Here is a 17,521-nt window from a genome sequence, read left to right as displayed (position 1 = left end):
GAGGATCCACCATGACACGCGAATATTCCCTGCTCGACCGCGCCATAATGAGCGCCGATCGCAGCCTAAAAACACTGGCCAAAGGCAGCGCCACTGCCAAGCGCAGCAACCCCAGCCACGCATTAAATGCGTCGCAAAGTGAAGACTTGCAACGCCGCCACGCCGCCGGCCTAATGCGCATCAATCACACCGGCGAGGTTTGCGCCCAAGCCCTCTACCAAGGCCAAGCCCTAAGCGCCAAAAACGCCGCAGTCAAAATAGCCATGGAACAGGCGGCAAACGAAGAAATAGACCACCTCGCGTGGTGCGAACAACGCCTGCAAGAACTCGGCAGCCACACCAGCCACCTCAACCCACTTTTCTACATCGCCTCATTCGCCATCGGCGCAACCGCTGGCGCAATCAGCGACCGCATCAGCCTTGGCTTTGTTGCCGCCACCGAAGACCAAGTCTGCGCGCACCTGCGCGAACACTTAGAAACCCTACCCGAAGACGACGTAAAATCCCGCGCCATTATCACCCAAATGCTAGAAGATGAAGCCGCCCACGCCACCATGGCGATCGCCGCCGGCGGGCAGGTTTTTCCAAGCCCTGTGAAAAAAGCGATGAGTTTAATGGCGAAGGTAATGACAGGCAGTACGTATTACGTTTAAAAGCCAGGATACGCGTTACGGGAGACGGTAAACGCTTAACAATACACCCATATTTTTTGCGTCTCCCGTCTCCGGTCAAGCACCCCTGCCGCTTATCGGCGGATGATAAATCATCTGCACCAAATTACCGTCGGGATCCAAACAGTAAAAACTGCGCGCGCCGTCGCGATGAGTGCGGGGCTCAGCTTTAATTGCCACGCCATTCTCGAGCAGAAACGCGTGCCAAGCATCGACATCGTCGGGGCTGTCGATAATAAAACCAATATGATCTAAGCGCTGCCCAGCTAAAGGTCGCTCCCCGCCCTGATAGCGATGCAGGGCGAGATTGTCGCAGCCGGAGCACAAATAGATATTATCTGGGTCTGGCCGCCACTCAATCCGCATGCCCAATAGCTCGGTATAAAAGTGCAGGGTTTCATCGAATTTCGCAATAAACAATGCAATATGTCGCATACCCGCATGGGCTTTCGGCCGGCTTAACATGACTACTCCTCGCCCGCTATCTCGTAGCTGTGGCTCACATCTACGCCAGCCGCTTCCATCATAATGGAGGCAGAGCAGTATTTTTCAGCCGAGAGTTCAACCGCGCGTTTAACATGCGCTTCTTTCAGCCCCTTGCCACTCACCACAAAGTGCAGGTGAATCTTGGTAAACACCGCTGGCACGGCGTCGGCGCGCTCGGCCTGTAATTCACAGCGACAATCACTTACATCTTGGCGCGACTTTTTAAGCATACTCATCACATCAAAGGAGGCGCAGCCGCCCATACCCAATAGCAACATTTCCATAGGGCGCACGCCCATATTGCGACCGCCGTGATCTTCTGGGCCATCCATGACAACCGAGTGGCCACTGCCGGACTCCGCCAGAAACATTGCGCCATCAACCCACTTAACTGTTGCTTTCATTGTATCCTCTTAACAACACTATAAATTTGCCATAAGCTTACCACAGACCCTAGGATTCAGGCTCGCCATCGCCAGCAAAGCAGTTCATACTTAGCTGGCTTGCTTACACACGCATTGGACATTCTGCTTGATCAAGAGACCCCACAACCGTGCTGAACCCGCTAAAACCAGAAATCGCAAATCTCGAAGGCTTCTTGGGCCATTGCCACCGCCGCCGCTACCCAAGTAAAAGCACCCTAATCTACGCTGGCGACGCCAGTGACGCGCTGTTTTACATTACTGAGGGCTCGGTCACCGTTATCATAGAAGACGACGAAGGTCGCGAAATGATTGTTGCCTACTTAAACAAAGGTGATTTTTTTGGCGAAATGGGTGTATTCGACGAAGACAGCCCAAGCACCCGCAGTGCATTAGTAAAAAGCCGCACCGAATGCGAAATTGCAGAAATTAGCTACAGTAAATTTCGCGAACTCAGCGAGCAGTACCCCGATATTTTACTGGCTTTGGGTCGCCAAATGGCCAAACGCCTGCGCTTAACTACCCGCAAAGTGGGTGACCTAGCCTTTCTCGACGTTACCGGCCGCGTGGCCCGCACCCTGCTCGACTTGTGCAAACAACCCGATGCAATGACCCACCCCGACGGCATGCAGATTAAAATTACCCGCCAAGAAATCGGCCGCATTGTTGGCTGTTCACGCGAAATGGTGGGCAGAGTACTAAAAACCCTAGAAGATCAGGGACTAGTCAATGTGAAAGGCAAAACTATGGTGGTATTTGGCACACGCTAGGTTTGCTTAATACTGGACGGGAAACGGGAGATGCAAAAGCGAGTGCTAATCGCATCTACCCCCCATTGCGAAGCACCTGTCTTAGCACTTTTTGCTACTTATCCAACTTCTCAGCTAAACAGTTCCGCTAATTTGGCACCCGGTTCTTCGGCGCGCATAAATGCCTCGCCCACCAAAAATGCATTAACACCTTTGCTGCGCATCGCCGCAACATCCACTGCAGTGTGGATACTGCTCTCGGTTACCACCAAAAACTCACTGCCAATATCGGCCAGTAAATCAAAGGTAGTTTGCAGGGTGGTTTCAAAATTATGCAAATTGCGGTTATTAATGCCCACCAAGCGATTGCCCAACGGTAAAGTACGCGCCAACTCTTCGGCGTTATGTACTTCAATCAGCACGTCCAAGCCCAGCTCCGCTGCTAGCGAATTCAAGCTCGCCATATCGGTATCATTTAGCGCCGCAGCAATCAACAATATGCAGTCGGCGCCAATCGCCCGCGCCTCATAGACCTGATAGGGATCGACAATAAAATCTTTGCGTATTACGGGTAGCGAGCACGCCGCACGCGCCTGTTGCAAATACGCCTCGCAACCCTGAAAAAAATCAGCATCAGTGAGTACCGACAAACACGCCGCGCCACCGCGCTCATAACTTGCCGCAATCTCAGCGGGATGAAAATCCTCGCGAATTACGCCCTTAGACGGCGAGGCTTTTTTAATCTCGGCAATGACCGCCGACTGCCCAGCCGCCAACTTAGCCTCCATCGCCCGCACAAAACCCCGCGGTGCAGAGGCCGTTTTAATCTGCTCTTTGAGCATGGCAATCGACACCTTGGCGCTGCGCTCGGCGACTTCTTCGCGCTTGCGGTCGATTATTTTTTTTAAAATGGTGGGGGTATTTAATGCTGAACTCATTGCGGTGCTCCGCCAACCAAGCCTTGACTAAAGGCGGCTAACTCGCCCATTTTTTCTAGTGCCTGACCACCGTGAATGGTGTCTTCGGCCAGCGCGACGCCATTTTTAAGACTAGTCGCCACACCCGCCACGTACAGCGCGGCACCGGCGTTTAGGGCAATCATATCTGCCGCCTTCTTCGCCGCGTCGGTGCTGCGCTTACCCAGCGCATCGCGAATCAACGCCAGCGATTCAGCGCTATCCGCCACGTCTAAACCCACTAAACTCTGGCTCGCGATCCCTACATCCTCTGGGCTTAGTAAATATTCAGTAATCACGCCGTCTTTCAATTCGGCAACTTCGGTGGCGCTGGCTAGGCTAATCTCGTCTAAACCGTCTTTAGCATGCACAACCATCACATGCTCAGCGCCAAGGCGCTTCAACACCTCAGCTAAGGGCCGACACAATTCCGAGCTAAACACCCCCAACACCAAGCGCGTAACGCCGGCAGGGTTAGTTAACGGACCAAGGATATTAAAAATAGTGCGCTGGGCGATTTCGCGGCGCACACCAATCGCGTATTTCATCGCCTTGTGGTGATTAACCGCAAATATAAAGCCTACACCAACCTCGCGAATGCAGCGCGCCACTTGCTCGGCATTCAAATCGAGCTGAATTCCCGCCGTCTCTAACAAGTCGGCGCTACCGCTTTTAGAAGAAACCGAACGATTGCCGTGTTTGGCAACCCGCGCTCCCGCCGCCGCTATAACAAAGGTGCTGGCCGAGGACACATTAAACAAATTGGCACCGTCGCCACCCGTGCCGACGATGTCTACCACATGGTGCAGACCACTAATATCAACTGGCACAGCCAGCTCGCGCATTACTCTTGCTGCGCCTTCAATTTCGTCGATGCTCTCACTCTTCATGCGCAGGGCAATCAAAAACGCGGCAATCTGGGCGTCACTGCACTGGCCGGTCATGATTTCGCGCATAACCGACGCCATTTCTTCGGTCGTCAAACTCAGGTGCTGAATAACCCGACCCAAAGCTTCTTTAATCGTCATGCTCATACGCCGCGCTCCAAAAAGTTCTTAAACAGTTCGTGGCCTTGCTCAGACAAAATCGACTCTGGGTGAAATTGTACACCCTCTATATCAAGGGTTTTATGACGCACACCCATAATCTCGTCAACACTGCCGTCGTCTAACTGCGTCCACGAGGTGATTTCCAAACAGTCTGGCAAACTTGCTTTTTCAATAACCAAAGAGTGGTAACGAGTTGCGACCAAGGGGTTATTTAAACCCGTGAACACACCGCTATTGTGGTGGTGCATCGGCGAGGTTTTGCCGTGCATCACCTGGCGCGCACGCACGATTTTTCCGCCAAACACCTGGCCAATACTTTGATGGCCAAGGCAAACCCCCAAGATTGGGATTTCGCCGGCAAAGGCTTCGATGGCGGCCATGGAAATACCCGCTTCGTTTGGCGTACAGGGCCCTGGCGAGATCACCAAATGACTAGGCGCCATGACGCGAATATCCGCCACGCTCACCTCGTCATTGCGCACAACTTTGACCTCGGCGCCCAATTCGGCAAAATATTGCACCACGTTATAGGTAAAGGAGTCGTAATTATCGATCATTAATAACATTATGACGCCTCCTCTTTATTAGCCACACCACTCTGCACCATAGACGCCGCCTTAAATACCGCCCGCGCCTTATTCATGGTTTCTTTCCATTCCAAGCGCGGCTGGGAGTCGGCAACGATACCGGCACCGGCCTGAATATGAAGCTGACCATCTTTTATAACCGCAGTACGGATGGCGATGGCGGTATCCATATTGCCGTTCCAGCTTAAATAGCCCACCGCGCCGCCATATACGCCGCGCTTAACGGGTTCTAATTCGTCGATGATTTCCATGGCCCGCACCTTCGGTGCGCCGCTCAAGGTGCCCGCCGGCAGGGTCGCGCGCAGCACATCCATCGCGGTAATATCATCGCGCACCTGGGCGCGCACATTGGACACGATATGCATCACGTGGGAGTAGCGCTCAACCACCATTTTATCGCTAAGCTCAACAGTACCGGTTTTGGCGACACGGCCAGCATCATTGCGGCCCAAATCGATAAGCATTAAATGCTCGGCAATTTCTTTGGGGTCCGCCAACAACTCCTTCTCGAGCTCGAGATCTTCTGCGTCGTTGTGGCCACGACGGCGAGTGCCAGCTATGGGCCGCACCGTAACTTCACCGTCTTCTAGCCGCGCTAAAATTTCTGGCGAGGAACCAACAATATGGAAATCTTCCAAATTAAGGTAGTACATATAGGGCGAAGGATTAAGGTGACGCAGAGCACGGTAAAAATTCAGCGGCGAGGCATTAAAAGGAATACTTAGTCGCTGAGATAAGACCACCTGCATGGTGTCGCCGGCCAGTACGTAATCTCGTACTTTCTCGACCACTTCTTTGAACTTATCCTCACCAAAGCTCGATACAAAGTCGGTTTCAGCAACGCCATCGGCCTCTAAGTTCAAGGTCGGCAGCATGGGCGACAAACCGCGGAGCATCTGCTCGTAGGAATCCAATCGTTCTTGGGCCTTGCCGTAAGCATTACTGTCTGCCGGATCAGCGTGGGTAATAATTTTGACGATGCCCGACAGGTTATCGAAAACCAGCAGCTCTTCAGACACCATTAATAGGATATCTGGTGTACCGAGCACATCTGGTGGGGTGGTGGCCATCAACTTGGGTTCGATATAACGCACGCAATCGTAGGCGAAGTAGCCAACCAAGCCGCCGTAAAAAGCTGGCAGTTCATCTAAGTCGGGTACTTGATAGCGTGCCTGAAAGGCTTCGACAAAGGCCAGCGGATCTTCGCAGTGGTGAGACTCAATGAGCTTACCGTCGCGGTGAATCGTGACCTTTAAGCCCTCGGCCCGTAATACGGTGCGAGCGCCAAGGCCGATAATGGAGTAACGCCCCCATTTTTCACCGCCGTGAACAGACTCAAATAGAAAACTATAAGGCTCGGCGGCGAGTTTCAGGTAGGCACTAAGTGGGGTATCGAGGTCGGCGAGCACATCGCGGTAAACCGGAATACGGTTATAGCTTTGCTGCGCCAGTTCATTATATCGCTGGGCTTGCATGATAATTCCTTGAAAATGGTGGGTTGGCTGGCTAATTTGCGTCTGCAATAGCTACCATCGCCATCGACGGCAATCACTCAGCGGTGTTATGCGGGCCTTATGCACCATTTTTTCAGACTCATCACACTAAAATTAGAATTGGGTTCATTGTAACCGAGGCTAGCGAACGGGGAAACCTCAAAAACAAACCTGCGACGGCCCCAACTTAGCTATTAATAACAGACCGACGGATTTGACGGCTAAGCGATACTGACGAGGCTGGCATTAAGCGTTACCGAATCAAAAGCAACCTCATGATAACAAGGCATTTTTGTGTTTTATAAGGAGAATTTCACTAAATGGAAATAATTGAGTAATTGCCAGCAGTATTGGCACTCAAGCTAAACTCTCCCGAGCCGAGCGATAATGTAAAATACAACTCGGCACTCCCGTGGCCAACAGCTATATCTACTCCAAAATTATTGGGCAGCGACCACGCACAATAAAATATAACCCAAGCATCTTCAGACGCCCAAGTTAAAAACACACGCAAAGTGTGTGGACTCCGTCACGGAATTAAACGTAAAACCCTGCAGCCCTATGCACTATTGAGTGAACAGCAATACCGTTGCTGACCTCGAGATCAATATATTTTGCCCTCGGCAAAAAAATAAAACCTTATTACTTCTTGATATTTATTTCCAAAAAAACAATGACTTATAAACACATCTAACTACCCAGCAGACAATAACCACAAGCTAAACAGGTGTATTGCTCACGCGATTACGAGACAACTCTATTGACTCTCAAATCAATAGCGTTAAATTAGGCGCAGACGAACCTTATGCTGTCTCGAATTACTGAGAAAATAAGCTAGGTGTAATTTAAGGCTAATTTGGCTCGTTTCTATAGATAAAATTGCATCAAAATTACTGCAACTAAGAGTGCGGTACGCTTATCGAGGTGAGGGTTAATGATAACAAAATCAAGTAGCACAGGAATTTCAGCCAGTGCGGGAAAATCTGTAGGAGCGCACGCAATTGGCTTGTTTATTGCCATGTCGCTGGGCTCGTCTTTAAGTTTCAGTAAAAACAGCCTAGAAGAAGTTGTAGTTACCGCACGGAAAATGTCTGCCAACGCACAGGACGTTTCTACCAGTATTGCTGCATACAGTGGCGAAGAGCTGAACGCTAAAGGTATTTCGGATATCAAGGACTTACAGAATGTAACGCCAGGTCTGATTGTGACCGAGATGGCCAGTTACAGCTTGATATTCCTGCGCGGTATCGGTTCAGACGCATTCCAAGGGCCAATTGACTCCAGCGTTGCGACCTATATGGACGGCTTGTATATAACCTATACATCCAGCCAAGCACAGTCACTGGGCGTAGTTGAATCCGTAAACGTTCTAAAAGGTCCACAAGGTACACTCTACGGTCGTAATGCAGTGGGTGGTGCCATCGTAGTTGAAACTAAAAAACCGTCATATCAAGACGTAGAGGCCATTGTTGGCGTGGAAGGCGGTAACTTCAACCTACTGAAGGGCAAAGCGCATTTGTCTGGCCCTATCGGCGATAATTTTGCTGTTGGCATTTCAGGTATGTACACCAATCGCGAAACCTACCTAACCTACACGCCAGACCCTAGCCAAAAGCATAAAGATTACGATGACCGCGGCTATAAATTCGCTGCTCGTTGGCAGCCAGCTGACTGGTTAGAAGTTAACGCCAGCACCTATAAAATACGCCATTCATCAGCTGACGGCGTTCCATTAACTAACTCAGAAGTTAGCCCAGCATTCAAAGCACTGTTAACTGAAAATGACGACCCATGGGAAACCGGTGTGGGCACCGAAGTGTTCACAGAGATGGAGTCGGTTTCTAGCCAAATCTCTTTTGATATTCTCACCGAATACGTGAACACCAAGGTATTGTTTGGTCATACCGAATTTTTCAGTAACATCTATTGGGATTTCGATCTATCTCAAGAGAAAGTACTTATTATCGAGGCCGTTCCAAACACTGCCGACACAGATTCAGTCGAGTTTGTTTTCAACTCTACTGACTGGGGTCCAGATTGGTTCTCATGGGTTGGCGGTATCTATCTTGAGGATACCTTTAAAGACCAGCGCACTCCGATCTATGTTGACGCAGTTGCTGTTGTTGATGGCGCCACAGGTATTGATCTGAACGCACTAAATACATTAGTAAGCAAGCTAGGACTGGGTGCGCTCGGCCTATCCGACACCGAAACGGTTAACGCCGTATTATACGGTGGCGTTCAAACCGACGCTTTCGCTGCTTACGCTGAGTTCACTTTCGACATAACCGACTCTATCTCCGCTCGAATTGGTGGCCGCTACTCCGATGAGACGCGCGAAATCACCGAGTCGTGGGTAGATGCACGCGCACAGGGACTGCCATTAATTGGCTCAACCAATTACATTCGCGCATTCGACTACCCTTCTGAATCGACAACGTGGACAGACTTCAACCCGAGCGCAGGTGTTGACTGGCGCTACAACGATACGTCGATGGTTTATTATAGCTACACAACTGGCTTTAAGTCCGGTAACTATAATGCACTTAACATCAACGCAGCCCCAGAAGCAATTGAACCAGAAGAAGCTGAGTCTCACGAGATTGGCTTAAAGGCAGATTGGTTTGATGGTGATTTGCGGACAAATTTAGCGGCATTTACGACAACCGTTAAAAATGGTCACTCACAGATACTATCGTTAGCAAGTGGCGGTGTAACCCGTCTAGAGAATGCCTCTGAATACACCGTTAAAGGTGCCGAAGCTGAAATCACCTACACCGGTTTAATTGATGGCTTGCGAATGACCTTTGCCGGAACTTGGTTGCAAGGTGAGTATGCAGAGTTTGAATGTACTGGTTTCGACCCGCAAACAGGCTTACAGCGGACCTTCGATTGCTCCGGTAAAGATACGGTTCGTACACCTGATTTCAGCGGCACAGTAGATATCGCTTACTCATTTACTGTTTCACGCTTCGAAGGTGAAGTTGGCGTCGGCGCCTACTACAACTCTGGTTTCTGGTTTAACCCGAACAACAACGTACCAGAAGAGGAGTATGTCAAAGCAAACGCGCGTGCCAGCTTATTTGATCCCGAGACCAATCTTAAGCTGTATGCTTGGGGTTCTAACCTGAACAATGAAGTAAGTCATTTGCAAAAGTTCCGTCAGGACTTTGGTGTGGGTGAATCTTATGCTCCTCCGCGTATGTATGGCCTAGGCATTGAATACAGCTACTAAGTATTTTTAAAGCTAACTTGATTAGTTAGAAGTGTGAGCCGATTCACGGCTCACACTCAAATAAAGAAATATGATGTTATTGTAAATAATACTGGAGACGATAATGAATAAATTAAAGAACACGCTTGCGGTAGCAGGTTTGGCATTACTCTGCAGTAGCGCAAGTTACTCTCAAGTACCCAATGTTGCATTTTTAACAAATATTGGCAGCGCTTTAAGCTTTGACGCAATCAACGCGCCATCACTTGGCTCACTACCTATTGGCCTTGAGTCACTATCTGGCGCTGGCTCACTACCTGGCCTTGGCGCCCTGCCGTTGCTTGGCGATTTAGGTGCTTTGGGTGGCGGCCTTGAGGGTATCCCAGTATTGGGACCAGCACTTGCCTATATCGTAGGCGGAGACTTTCTTCCTAGCTTACTGCCGACCACAACTGAATTGACCCAGTTAGCGGGCGGACAAGCCGTAGTCACTAGCATTGTTTTTGGCGCCATAGGTGAGCCGCAAGCAGTATTATCTACAGTGAATGAGCTCGGTGTAAATGCCGGAACCGCGGCAGCACCAGTCCTTGCCGTGCTACTAGAGAATCCAGCCGGTTTGGTTGATTATTTTGTAGCGGGTGGAACAATTTTAACAACTGCGCTAGACGGCACCAATGGCGGCTCCATAGCGCCAGGAATCCCCATTGTAACGATGGCATTCCCACTTAGCCTGTAAGTGTACTAAAGACTACCCCCTTGGCCTTTGTTGCCTTGGGGGTAATTACCAAAGCGGGCTCACCGAGGCACAAGTAAACCCTTAGCAATACCCGCTCCCTTCGCGTAAAAATTTCTCTCTCAGTTTAATTCAGATTTATACCTAAACACTCGAACCCCATATATTTCGTCATAAAGAAATTAAACGCACCCTACAAATACGCCAAGCAAAATGCAGTCTTAATACTCGGATAACCGCCGCGCTAAAGCCTAGATTAATAGTTGCGCCCTGCCAAAACCGACAGCCATATTTAAAGCATTCACTCCCCTCTTAACCCACATCGCTCATGTGCAGATAATTTACACCACCGTTATTGACTCCAAGATCAATAAAATGTATATTACTCAAACTCGCCGCCACAGCAACATCAAATAAAGAGGTGCCCCATGAACATCAAACCTGAAGCGCGCAAAATAGACGTCGACTTTTCTGACGCCCGAATTGACTGGATCCCCAACGACCCAGAACTCGCGCAATTCTGGAATGCCGTAAGCATTGGGTTACCGCTGCTTGAAGGGTATTTGATTCGCGCCCTTGCCAAAGCTAAAAAAATGCTTCCCGAAGGCAGTGATTCACTGTTTGCGGATTGCGAGTTGTTTTGCCAGCAAGAAGCCAACCATTCCAAAACCCATATGAAGTACAACGATATGGTACGGGCCACTGGTTTTTACCCTGAAATGGATAAATTTACCGATCGCCTAAAGGCCGACTACGAGCGGTTCGACAAAAATTACGGCCTGCGCCACGCCATGCTATACGCCGAAGGCTTTGAAACCGCTGGCCCTATTTTTGCTGCCTACTTTTTGGTACAAGCCAACAAACGCTTGAAAGATCAAGACGTTGATTTGATTACCCTGTCTTTGTGGCGCTGGCACTTATCAGAAGAGTTCGAACACCGCAGCTGTGCGTTTAATGTGGTAGAAGCACTTTACGGTACTTACTGGGGACGTCTTGGCGGCATAATTAAAGCCACTTCGCACCTAATTGGCTTTGCAGTACCACTTAGTGAATACATGCTCAAACAAGACATTGAAGCCGGACGTGTTAATGCTGGATTCAAAGGATTTGTTCGTAAATTTAAGTCTTATTCAGGCATGTTTTTCTTTATTACACCACGCCTATTGCGCGCCTTTAGTCCTTGGTATAACCCCAAGAATCTTAAAGAACCTAAGGGCTGCGAAGCGGTATTGAAAGTCGCTTCAGAAACTCTTAACTTAAACGCAATGGCGGCACGTGCTCGCGAGACCGTTTAAATTAGAGTAGCGTGATGTCAAAATCACCCTAGCGTAAAGAACAAGCCGGCGTCCATGCCGGCTTATTAGTATCTGCAGCCCCCACTCCCCAAAAGCTCCTACAATACAGCGCTATAATTTCACCACCACTTGCCAGCGAAGGGCTTTTAGGTGAAATTACCAGCACGGCAAACGTAGACCAAGCCGAAGTTAAATCTCACACGCATAAAAAAGCGGATCACTGCCGTCACAAGGAAAGCCCCTTGCTTAAAACCAAAATAAGCTATTTAAGCTTAGCGCTATTTATTTTCAGCGGACTTGCCAGCGTCTTTTACTATGCGTATTCGCCAGCAGTATCCCCTCCTAGCGAGCTGGCCAACTTACAGCAAATCCAAATTCAAGTTGGTGGCCTGGCGCGCAGTTACAGCCTGTACATACCTGCCAATCTCCCCAGCCATGCACCGCTGGTAGTCATGCTCCATGGCTCGCTGCAATCGGGAGACGATATTCGCATGTTCAGTGGCTACCAATTTGAGCAACTCGCCGAGCAACACGGCTTTGCGCTTGCCTACCCCTTTGGATATGAAAATAACTGGAACGATTGCCGCAAAGCGGCCAGCTACCCAGCCCGCAACGAGCAGATCGATGACCTGAATTTTATCGAGGCCATTACCTTACAAGTGCACCAACGCCTAAGCACCGACCTAAACAAGACCTTCATCGCAGGCTATTCTAGTGGCGGTCAACTCGGCTTCCGCTTTGCACTTGAACGTCCCCACAGTGTTGCCGGTATTGCGGCCATCGCGGCGAGCTTACCCGCTGCTGACAATCTCGCCTGCAGCGAATCTGGTGTCGCCGTGCCGGTACTCATCATGAACGGCACCGAAGACCCAATTAACCCTTATTACGGCGGCCTAGTGAGCTTATTTGGCATTGCCAACCGAGGCCACGTTAAATCTGCGGTAACCAGTGCCGAATATTTTGCGCACCTAGCCGGTTATATCGGCGGCCCCACGGAAATTAAAAATTTTAAAAACACCCGCGCCAACGACCCGACCAGCACCAAATACTACGCGTGGCGCGACCGCAGACGCCCAGAAGTTATCCTTTACACCATTACCGATGGCGGCCATGTGATCCCTCAAGAGGTATACCGGCCAATGCGGCTGTTAGGTAAGACGAGTGTGGAAATTAATGGACCAGAAGAAATTTGGGCGTTTTTTGCACGGCAGCTAGACAAGCAATAAGTGGCGCCAGCCGTAAGGGAGTAATCTTAAAAGGGCAGGCTTAATGCAAGCTACTTTACGCCGTAAACAGCACACGCTTACGCCGGCTGGCGCAGCGCTCATTACTCATACTCTGTCCACGCTGACGGCAAATGCACTAAATCTGCGGCCTCATCAATATCGTGAACGGCTGGCCGCTCTAAAAGCCGCATCGCGCTATTGTCCAAACGCTGACGAGTAAGGCTAGCCACGCGCGCCGTACTCCACGGCATATCCGAAAACAAACTTGGCAAGTAGCACCGCAACCCGAGCAAGGCATAGCCACCGTCAACACTTGGAATCATCACACTGTCGTGGCTAAGCAAGCCTTGGGCTGCCCAGTGTAAGCTTGCCGCCGAAATCTCAGGGCAGTCGCTTCCGATCAAAATAACGCCATCGCTGCGTTCAAGACCATAGCGAACGCCGGTGGCCATTCTCGCGCCCAAATTTCCCTCGCACTGGCTAAACACCGCCATCTCAGCGGGAACATCCACGCCAAGCCAATCTGCAGAATCGATATTTGGGGCTGCCCACAACTCAGCAGCCAGTGTGTATTGCGCAGCGGACTGGGCCATTGCCTGCTGACATACAGCCAAGCTATTGGCCAACATCCGCGCGGCCAAGGCCGCTGCCGCCTCAGCGCCAAGCGCCGGAATCAAACGAGTTTTCACCCGACCGGCAACGGGAGCCTTGGCAAATAATTGCACCACTACTCGCGGTAACGGCGCGACCTCAGTCATAGCGACTCACCAATTGCTCGGCGGGCACACCCCGCCAGTAGAGATAGCGCAGCCGCCACATTAAAATAATGGTTCGCCAAATTCCTCGTTCCTGCCAACGCCGCCCCGAGGTTTCCACTTTATTGCGCAAACACACCGGCGCCTCTCGCTCACGCAGCAAGGCCGACAGGGCAATATCTTCCATAAGTGGTTGATCGGGGAAGCCACCCGCCTCAATAAAGGCGGCTTCGCGCACAAAGATACCTTGGTCGCCAGTGGCAATACCGCTGAGCCGCGAACGCCAATTCATAAACCACGCGATAACTTTAAACATTGGGGCATCACCGCGAATAAGAACGTCGAAACGCCCCCACACACCACTTTGCAAGGCGGTGATGACCCGCGAAAATGCCCAGTCGGGCAATTGAGTATCGGCATGTAAAAACAAGAGATTAGAACCCGCTGCGGCAGCTGCGCCAAAGTTCATTTGCCTAGCCCGCCCCTGCGGACCAACCACCACCCGAAAAGCGCTGGCAGCAATTAAGCCTACCGAGTTATCACTGCTGCCACCATCGACAAAAATAATTTCAACACCGACTTGGCATTGCTCGCACTGCACAGCTAATTCAGTTAGCAATTCTGGTAGTACGCCTGCCTCATTGAGTACCGGTACAATAACCGACAGCACGACATCCGAGTCGCTCAAGCTCATATTTATTCACCCACATCATTCAGGGCCCAATCATAATTACTGTAGGCTATGGCAAGCTTTCCGGAGATAAGTTGCGCCTTTTCGGAATCGCTTAGGCCTAACGCCTTAGCATAAATTGCTAAGTAGGCGCGCAAAGAGGTAGCGCCCTGCCAACCTTTACTAAAGTCTTGCACATACCACTTAAAAATCGGCGACACCACCAACACACCGTCAACCATACCATTGCGCCGCCGGTCACTTAAAAAATTGCGACTAACCGTATCTAACTGGCTCTCTAAGGTCTCGGCTTTATACGCCCTGTTCAATAAAGCCGGACAGCCTATACTGGCGCAATTTACTGCGAAATGAATACGGGGTTCTCCGTAACGGGCGGTACCGCGAATCAGTTTATGCTCGATATCGTCAAGGCTGCGGGTTTCACCGAGTAGAGATATAAAACGTTTTGACCACGGTGAAGACCAAAAAAAGTCAATGTCTTTAATGGAGTCTAACTTTGGGTAGCGAGACAAAATCAGCTTTACCGTCCACGCATTATAGGCGTTGATTAAAAATGCGAGCTGGGCGTCGTCAGGCCAACTTTCAAAGTTCTGCTGGCTAACACCGCTGAGCCGCGCTAGATAGTTGTCTAATACTGTCTCGTTTCGCTTAAAGGCGGCGTAATCAACCCTACTTTGCTGCCCCCGAGGCCCCATTTGCACGTTTTCTTGCAGCAGTTGATTCCACTGGCTATGGGAAACATCAGCCGCATTCAGCGGCGGGCATACCACCAGTAATACTAAGTAAACTACGCGTGTCAGCGACCTCATATCACCCCCTACGCCATTGATGAAAAGCCCGTAGATATTTATACGCCCATTCCGGCGCATGAGCTTTTTGCCACTCACCGGCCACGTATTTATTAGCCTCACTCATGCTGGGATAACTGTGAATGGTGCCGAGAATTTTTTTCAGGCCCAAACCGTGCTTCATCGCTAACACGTATTCGGCAAGCAGTTCACCTGCTTGCGCACCCACAATAGTCACCCCAAGGATGCGATCTTTACCCAGCACGGTAAGTACCTTAATAAAGCCCTCGGCTTGGCTGTCGCAAATAGCTCGGTCTAAATCATCTATCCCGTAGCGGCTCACCTCAAAGGCAATGCCCTGCTCAGCGGCTTCGGCTTCACTTAAGCCCACCCTCGCCACCTCGGGGTCAACATAGGTTACCCAGGGGATAACGGAATAATCGGCCTTAAACTTCTTAAACCCGCCAAACAGGCCATTTACCGCCGCGTACCACGCTTGGTGCGCGGCGACATGGGTAAACTGATACGGCCCAGCCACATCGCCCGCCGCGAGAATATTGGGGTAGATGGTTTCTAGGTAGGCATTGGTTTTAACGGTGCGCGCAGTATCAATACCCAAGGCCTCTAAACCATAGCCCGTCAGGCGGGCACTGCGGCCAACCGCGCAAATTAGGGTATCAAAGGCTATCGCCTCTTCTTCGCCGCCGGAATTCAGTACTACGAGCTGTTTTACGCCATTGTCTTGTTCACAGCGCAGCGCCTTGCTATTGCAGCGCACGTCAACGCCATCGGCAACGAGTGAGCGAGCCACTGCCGCCGCCACGTCATCGTCTTCACGGATCATTAATCTTGGTAACATTTCCACTTGCGTCACCGCCGACCCTAACCGCGCAAAGGCCTGGGCCAATTCACAACCAATTGGGCCACCGCCTAGCACCACTAAACGCCGCGGTGGCTCAGCTTGATCGGCCAGCGCATCCCACAAAGTATCACTGGTCAAATAGCCGACCTCGTCCAATCCCGGCAGTGGCGGCACGGCGGGCTGGGCACCGGCGGCAATAATAATTGAACGGGATGTGAGGCGCTGACTACCGCCAGTGGTTAAGGCAATATCGACCGTCCACGGGTCCACCAAGGTGGCATAACCAGCAATAACCTCCACCCCTAACTCGGTGTAGCGCTCAACACTGTCGTGGGGCTCAATTTGCGCAATCACGTTTTTAATTCTGGCCATAACCTTTCTAAAATCAACGGCCGGCACATCACTATCCAGACCATAGATTTCGCCGTGACGCTGCTGATTAACGAGTTTGGCGGTTTTAATAAGGGCTTTACTGGGCACGCAACCGTAATTTAGACAGTCACCGCCCATTTTATGAGCTTCTATCAAGGTAACCTTGGCCTTAACTGCTGCGCCAATATAGGCGCTAACCAAGCCGGCCGCGCCACCACCAATCACAATCAGATTGCGGTCAAAATGCGCGGGGCGCGTCCAGCGCGCGTACACCCGCCGCGCTTTAATAAAGCCCAAAATCCACTTGGCAATGAACGGAAATACCCCCAGCAACACAAACGAGCCAAGCAATGCTGGCGACAAAATACCTGACAAACTTTTTAAGTCGCTAAGCTGGCTCCCCGCATTCACATACACCAAGGTGCCCGGCAACATACCCAGCTGACTAACCCAATAAAAATGGCGGCCCTTAATTGGGCTTAGCGCCATCAACATATTTATGAGAAAGAAAGGGAAAACCGGCACTAGGCGCAAGCTAAACAAATAGAAAATACCGTCGCGCGCAACGCCATCATTAATTGCTTTTAAGCGATCACCGAAGCGCTTTTGCACGCTGTCGCGCAGGATATAGCGCGTCATCAAAAAGGCCAACGTCGCACCAACACTCGAGGCAAAGGAGGCAATCAGCATTCCCCAACCCAAGCCAAAGCTGGCGCCCACCAAAAGCGTCATCACCGCCGCGCCAGGCAGCGACAAAGCGGCAATCGCAACATATGCACCAAACAGTCCCGCTGCCAACACCAGCGGCCGTTCTAGGCGCAGTGCGGCAATCTCGGCCTGAACAGGCTTTATGCCCTCCAAACTCAGATAGCGATCAACATCGGCGGCAAAAAAGCCAACAACACCCAACACAATCAAGCACAAGAGTAGTATTTTTGTTTTCATTAATAACTCGGTAATACGGGCAATGAATATCAATCCAAGCTAAAGATAGCAGTTAAATCGGATTAATAGGGATACGCAGCACATCGGTATTTAGATTCTGCGGCAGGATCGCCGCCGCGAGGCTTCATTATTATTTTCAATACGACAAATACAGACTGGAGCGGTGAACAAATAGCGTTTTATTCAAGGCCGGGCGTATTTCCCAACGCCGCGCCGCTTACGATTAA

General features: G+C 50.7%; 16 protein-coding genes. 6 read left to right on the top strand and 10 right to left on the bottom strand.

Annotation, left to right across the window (positions count from 1 at the left end; all coding sequences use genetic code 11):
• Positions 1–11 precede the first annotated feature (11 nt).
• On the top strand, positions 12–653 hold the full coding sequence (gene coq7, locus P1U47_RS05860; protein ID WP_301027688.1) for a 2-polyprenyl-3-methyl-6-methoxy-1,4-benzoquinone monooxygenase: 642 nt from the start codon (positions 12–14) through the stop codon (positions 651–653).
• A gap of 75 nt (positions 654–728) precedes the next feature.
• On the opposite strand, the gene P1U47_RS05855 is transcribed toward coq7, so the two are convergent.
• Together P1U47_RS05855 and P1U47_RS05850 are read right to left on the bottom strand one after the other, a co-directional pair.
• Positions 729–1,136, bottom strand: coding sequence for a VOC family protein (locus P1U47_RS05855; protein ID WP_301027687.1), 408 nt, complete (start codon positions 1,134–1,136; stop codon positions 729–731).
• A 2-nt stretch (positions 1,137–1,138) separates the two neighbouring features.
• Complete coding sequence (locus P1U47_RS05850) at positions 1,139–1,561, bottom strand: OsmC family protein (protein ID WP_301027686.1); 423 nt, start codon at positions 1,559–1,561, stop codon at positions 1,139–1,141.
• Between the two features lie 149 nt (positions 1,562–1,710).
• Between P1U47_RS05850 and crp the strand changes: the two genes are divergently transcribed.
• Positions 1,711–2,349 carry a cAMP-activated global transcriptional regulator CRP gene (gene crp, locus P1U47_RS05845; protein WP_301027685.1) on the top strand — a complete coding sequence of 213 codons (639 nt, stop codon included), beginning with the start codon at positions 1,711–1,713 and terminating at the stop codon, positions 2,347–2,349.
• Positions 2,350–2,459: 110 nt separating this feature from the next.
• Here crp and trpC read toward each other — a convergent pair whose 3' ends face one another.
• From trpC to trpE, 4 genes are read right to left on the bottom strand one after another with little or no spacing between them, the layout of a single operon-like run.
• On the bottom strand, positions 2,460–3,266 hold the full coding sequence (trpC, locus tag P1U47_RS05840; protein WP_301027684.1) for an indole-3-glycerol phosphate synthase TrpC: 807 nt from the start codon (positions 3,264–3,266) through the stop codon (positions 2,460–2,462).
• Complete coding sequence (gene trpD, locus P1U47_RS05835) at positions 3,263–4,312, bottom strand: anthranilate phosphoribosyltransferase (protein ID WP_301027906.1); 1,050 nt, start codon at positions 4,310–4,312, stop codon at positions 3,263–3,265. Before trpD ends, trpC begins: the two co-directional genes overlap by 4 nt.
• Before the next feature lie 2 nt (positions 4,313–4,314).
• Entirely contained in the window at positions 4,315–4,899 is a 585-nt protein-coding gene (locus P1U47_RS05830; RefSeq protein ID WP_301027682.1) for an aminodeoxychorismate/anthranilate synthase component II, read from the bottom strand.
• A complete protein-coding gene (trpE, locus tag P1U47_RS05825) occupies positions 4,899–6,395 on the bottom strand; it encodes an anthranilate synthase component I (RefSeq protein WP_301027681.1) in 1,497 nt (498 codons plus the stop codon). Before trpE ends, P1U47_RS05830 begins: the two co-directional genes overlap by 1 nt.
• 952 nt (positions 6,396–7,347) lie before the next feature.
• Here trpE and P1U47_RS05820 point away from each other — a divergent pair.
• The 4 genes from P1U47_RS05820 (at position 7,348) to P1U47_RS05805 (ending at position 12,881) form a co-directional block, all read left to right on the top strand.
• The gene (locus tag P1U47_RS05820) at positions 7,348–9,648 is read left to right on the top strand and encodes a TonB-dependent receptor (RefSeq protein WP_301027680.1); all 2,301 of its coding nucleotides are present in this window, start codon (positions 7,348–7,350) and stop codon (positions 9,646–9,648) included.
• Between the two features lie 103 nt (positions 9,649–9,751).
• Positions 9,752–10,363, top strand: a complete 612-nt coding sequence (locus P1U47_RS05815) for a hypothetical protein (RefSeq protein WP_301027679.1) — start codon at positions 9,752–9,754, stop codon at positions 10,361–10,363.
• A 425-nt stretch (positions 10,364–10,788) separates the two neighbouring features.
• Positions 10,789–11,655, top strand: coding sequence for a metal-dependent hydrolase (locus P1U47_RS05810; RefSeq protein WP_301027678.1), 867 nt, complete (start codon positions 10,789–10,791; stop codon positions 11,653–11,655).
• 242 nt (positions 11,656–11,897) lie between these two features.
• Positions 11,898–12,881 carry a PHB depolymerase family esterase gene (locus P1U47_RS05805; RefSeq protein WP_301027677.1) on the top strand — a complete coding sequence of 328 codons (984 nt, stop codon included), beginning with the start codon at positions 11,898–11,900 and terminating at the stop codon, positions 12,879–12,881.
• Between the two features lie 101 nt (positions 12,882–12,982).
• Here P1U47_RS05805 and P1U47_RS05800 read toward each other — a convergent pair whose 3' ends face one another.
• Genes P1U47_RS05800 through P1U47_RS05785 form a run of 4 tightly spaced genes read right to left on the bottom strand, consistent with a single transcriptional unit; the run spans position 12,983 to position 17,294 of the window.
• The gene (locus tag P1U47_RS05800) at positions 12,983–13,639 is read right to left on the bottom strand and encodes a TIGR04282 family arsenosugar biosynthesis glycosyltransferase (protein ID WP_301027676.1); all 657 of its coding nucleotides are present in this window, start codon (positions 13,637–13,639) and stop codon (positions 12,983–12,985) included.
• Positions 13,632–14,330, bottom strand: a complete 699-nt coding sequence (locus P1U47_RS05795) for a TIGR04283 family arsenosugar biosynthesis glycosyltransferase (protein ID WP_301027675.1) — start codon at positions 14,328–14,330, stop codon at positions 13,632–13,634. The genes P1U47_RS05800 and P1U47_RS05795 overlap by 8 nt, the downstream gene beginning before the upstream one ends.
• Before the next feature lie 2 nt (positions 14,331–14,332).
• On the bottom strand, positions 14,333–15,136 hold the full coding sequence (locus P1U47_RS05790) for a DUF547 domain-containing protein (protein ID WP_301027673.1): 804 nt from the start codon (positions 15,134–15,136) through the stop codon (positions 14,333–14,335).
• Position 15,137: 1 nt separating this feature from the next.
• A complete protein-coding gene (locus P1U47_RS05785) occupies positions 15,138–17,294 on the bottom strand; it encodes an FAD-dependent oxidoreductase (protein WP_301027672.1) in 2,157 nt (718 codons plus the stop codon).
• Positions 17,295–17,521: the final 227 nt, after the last annotated feature.

It is taken from the genome of Zhongshania sp. (assembly GCF_029212375.1).
GTDB lineage: Bacteria > Pseudomonadota > Gammaproteobacteria > Pseudomonadales > Spongiibacteraceae > Spongiibacter.
The sequence above is the reverse complement of the archived record's forward strand: the minus strand, read 5'-3'. Positions and strand labels throughout refer to the sequence as shown.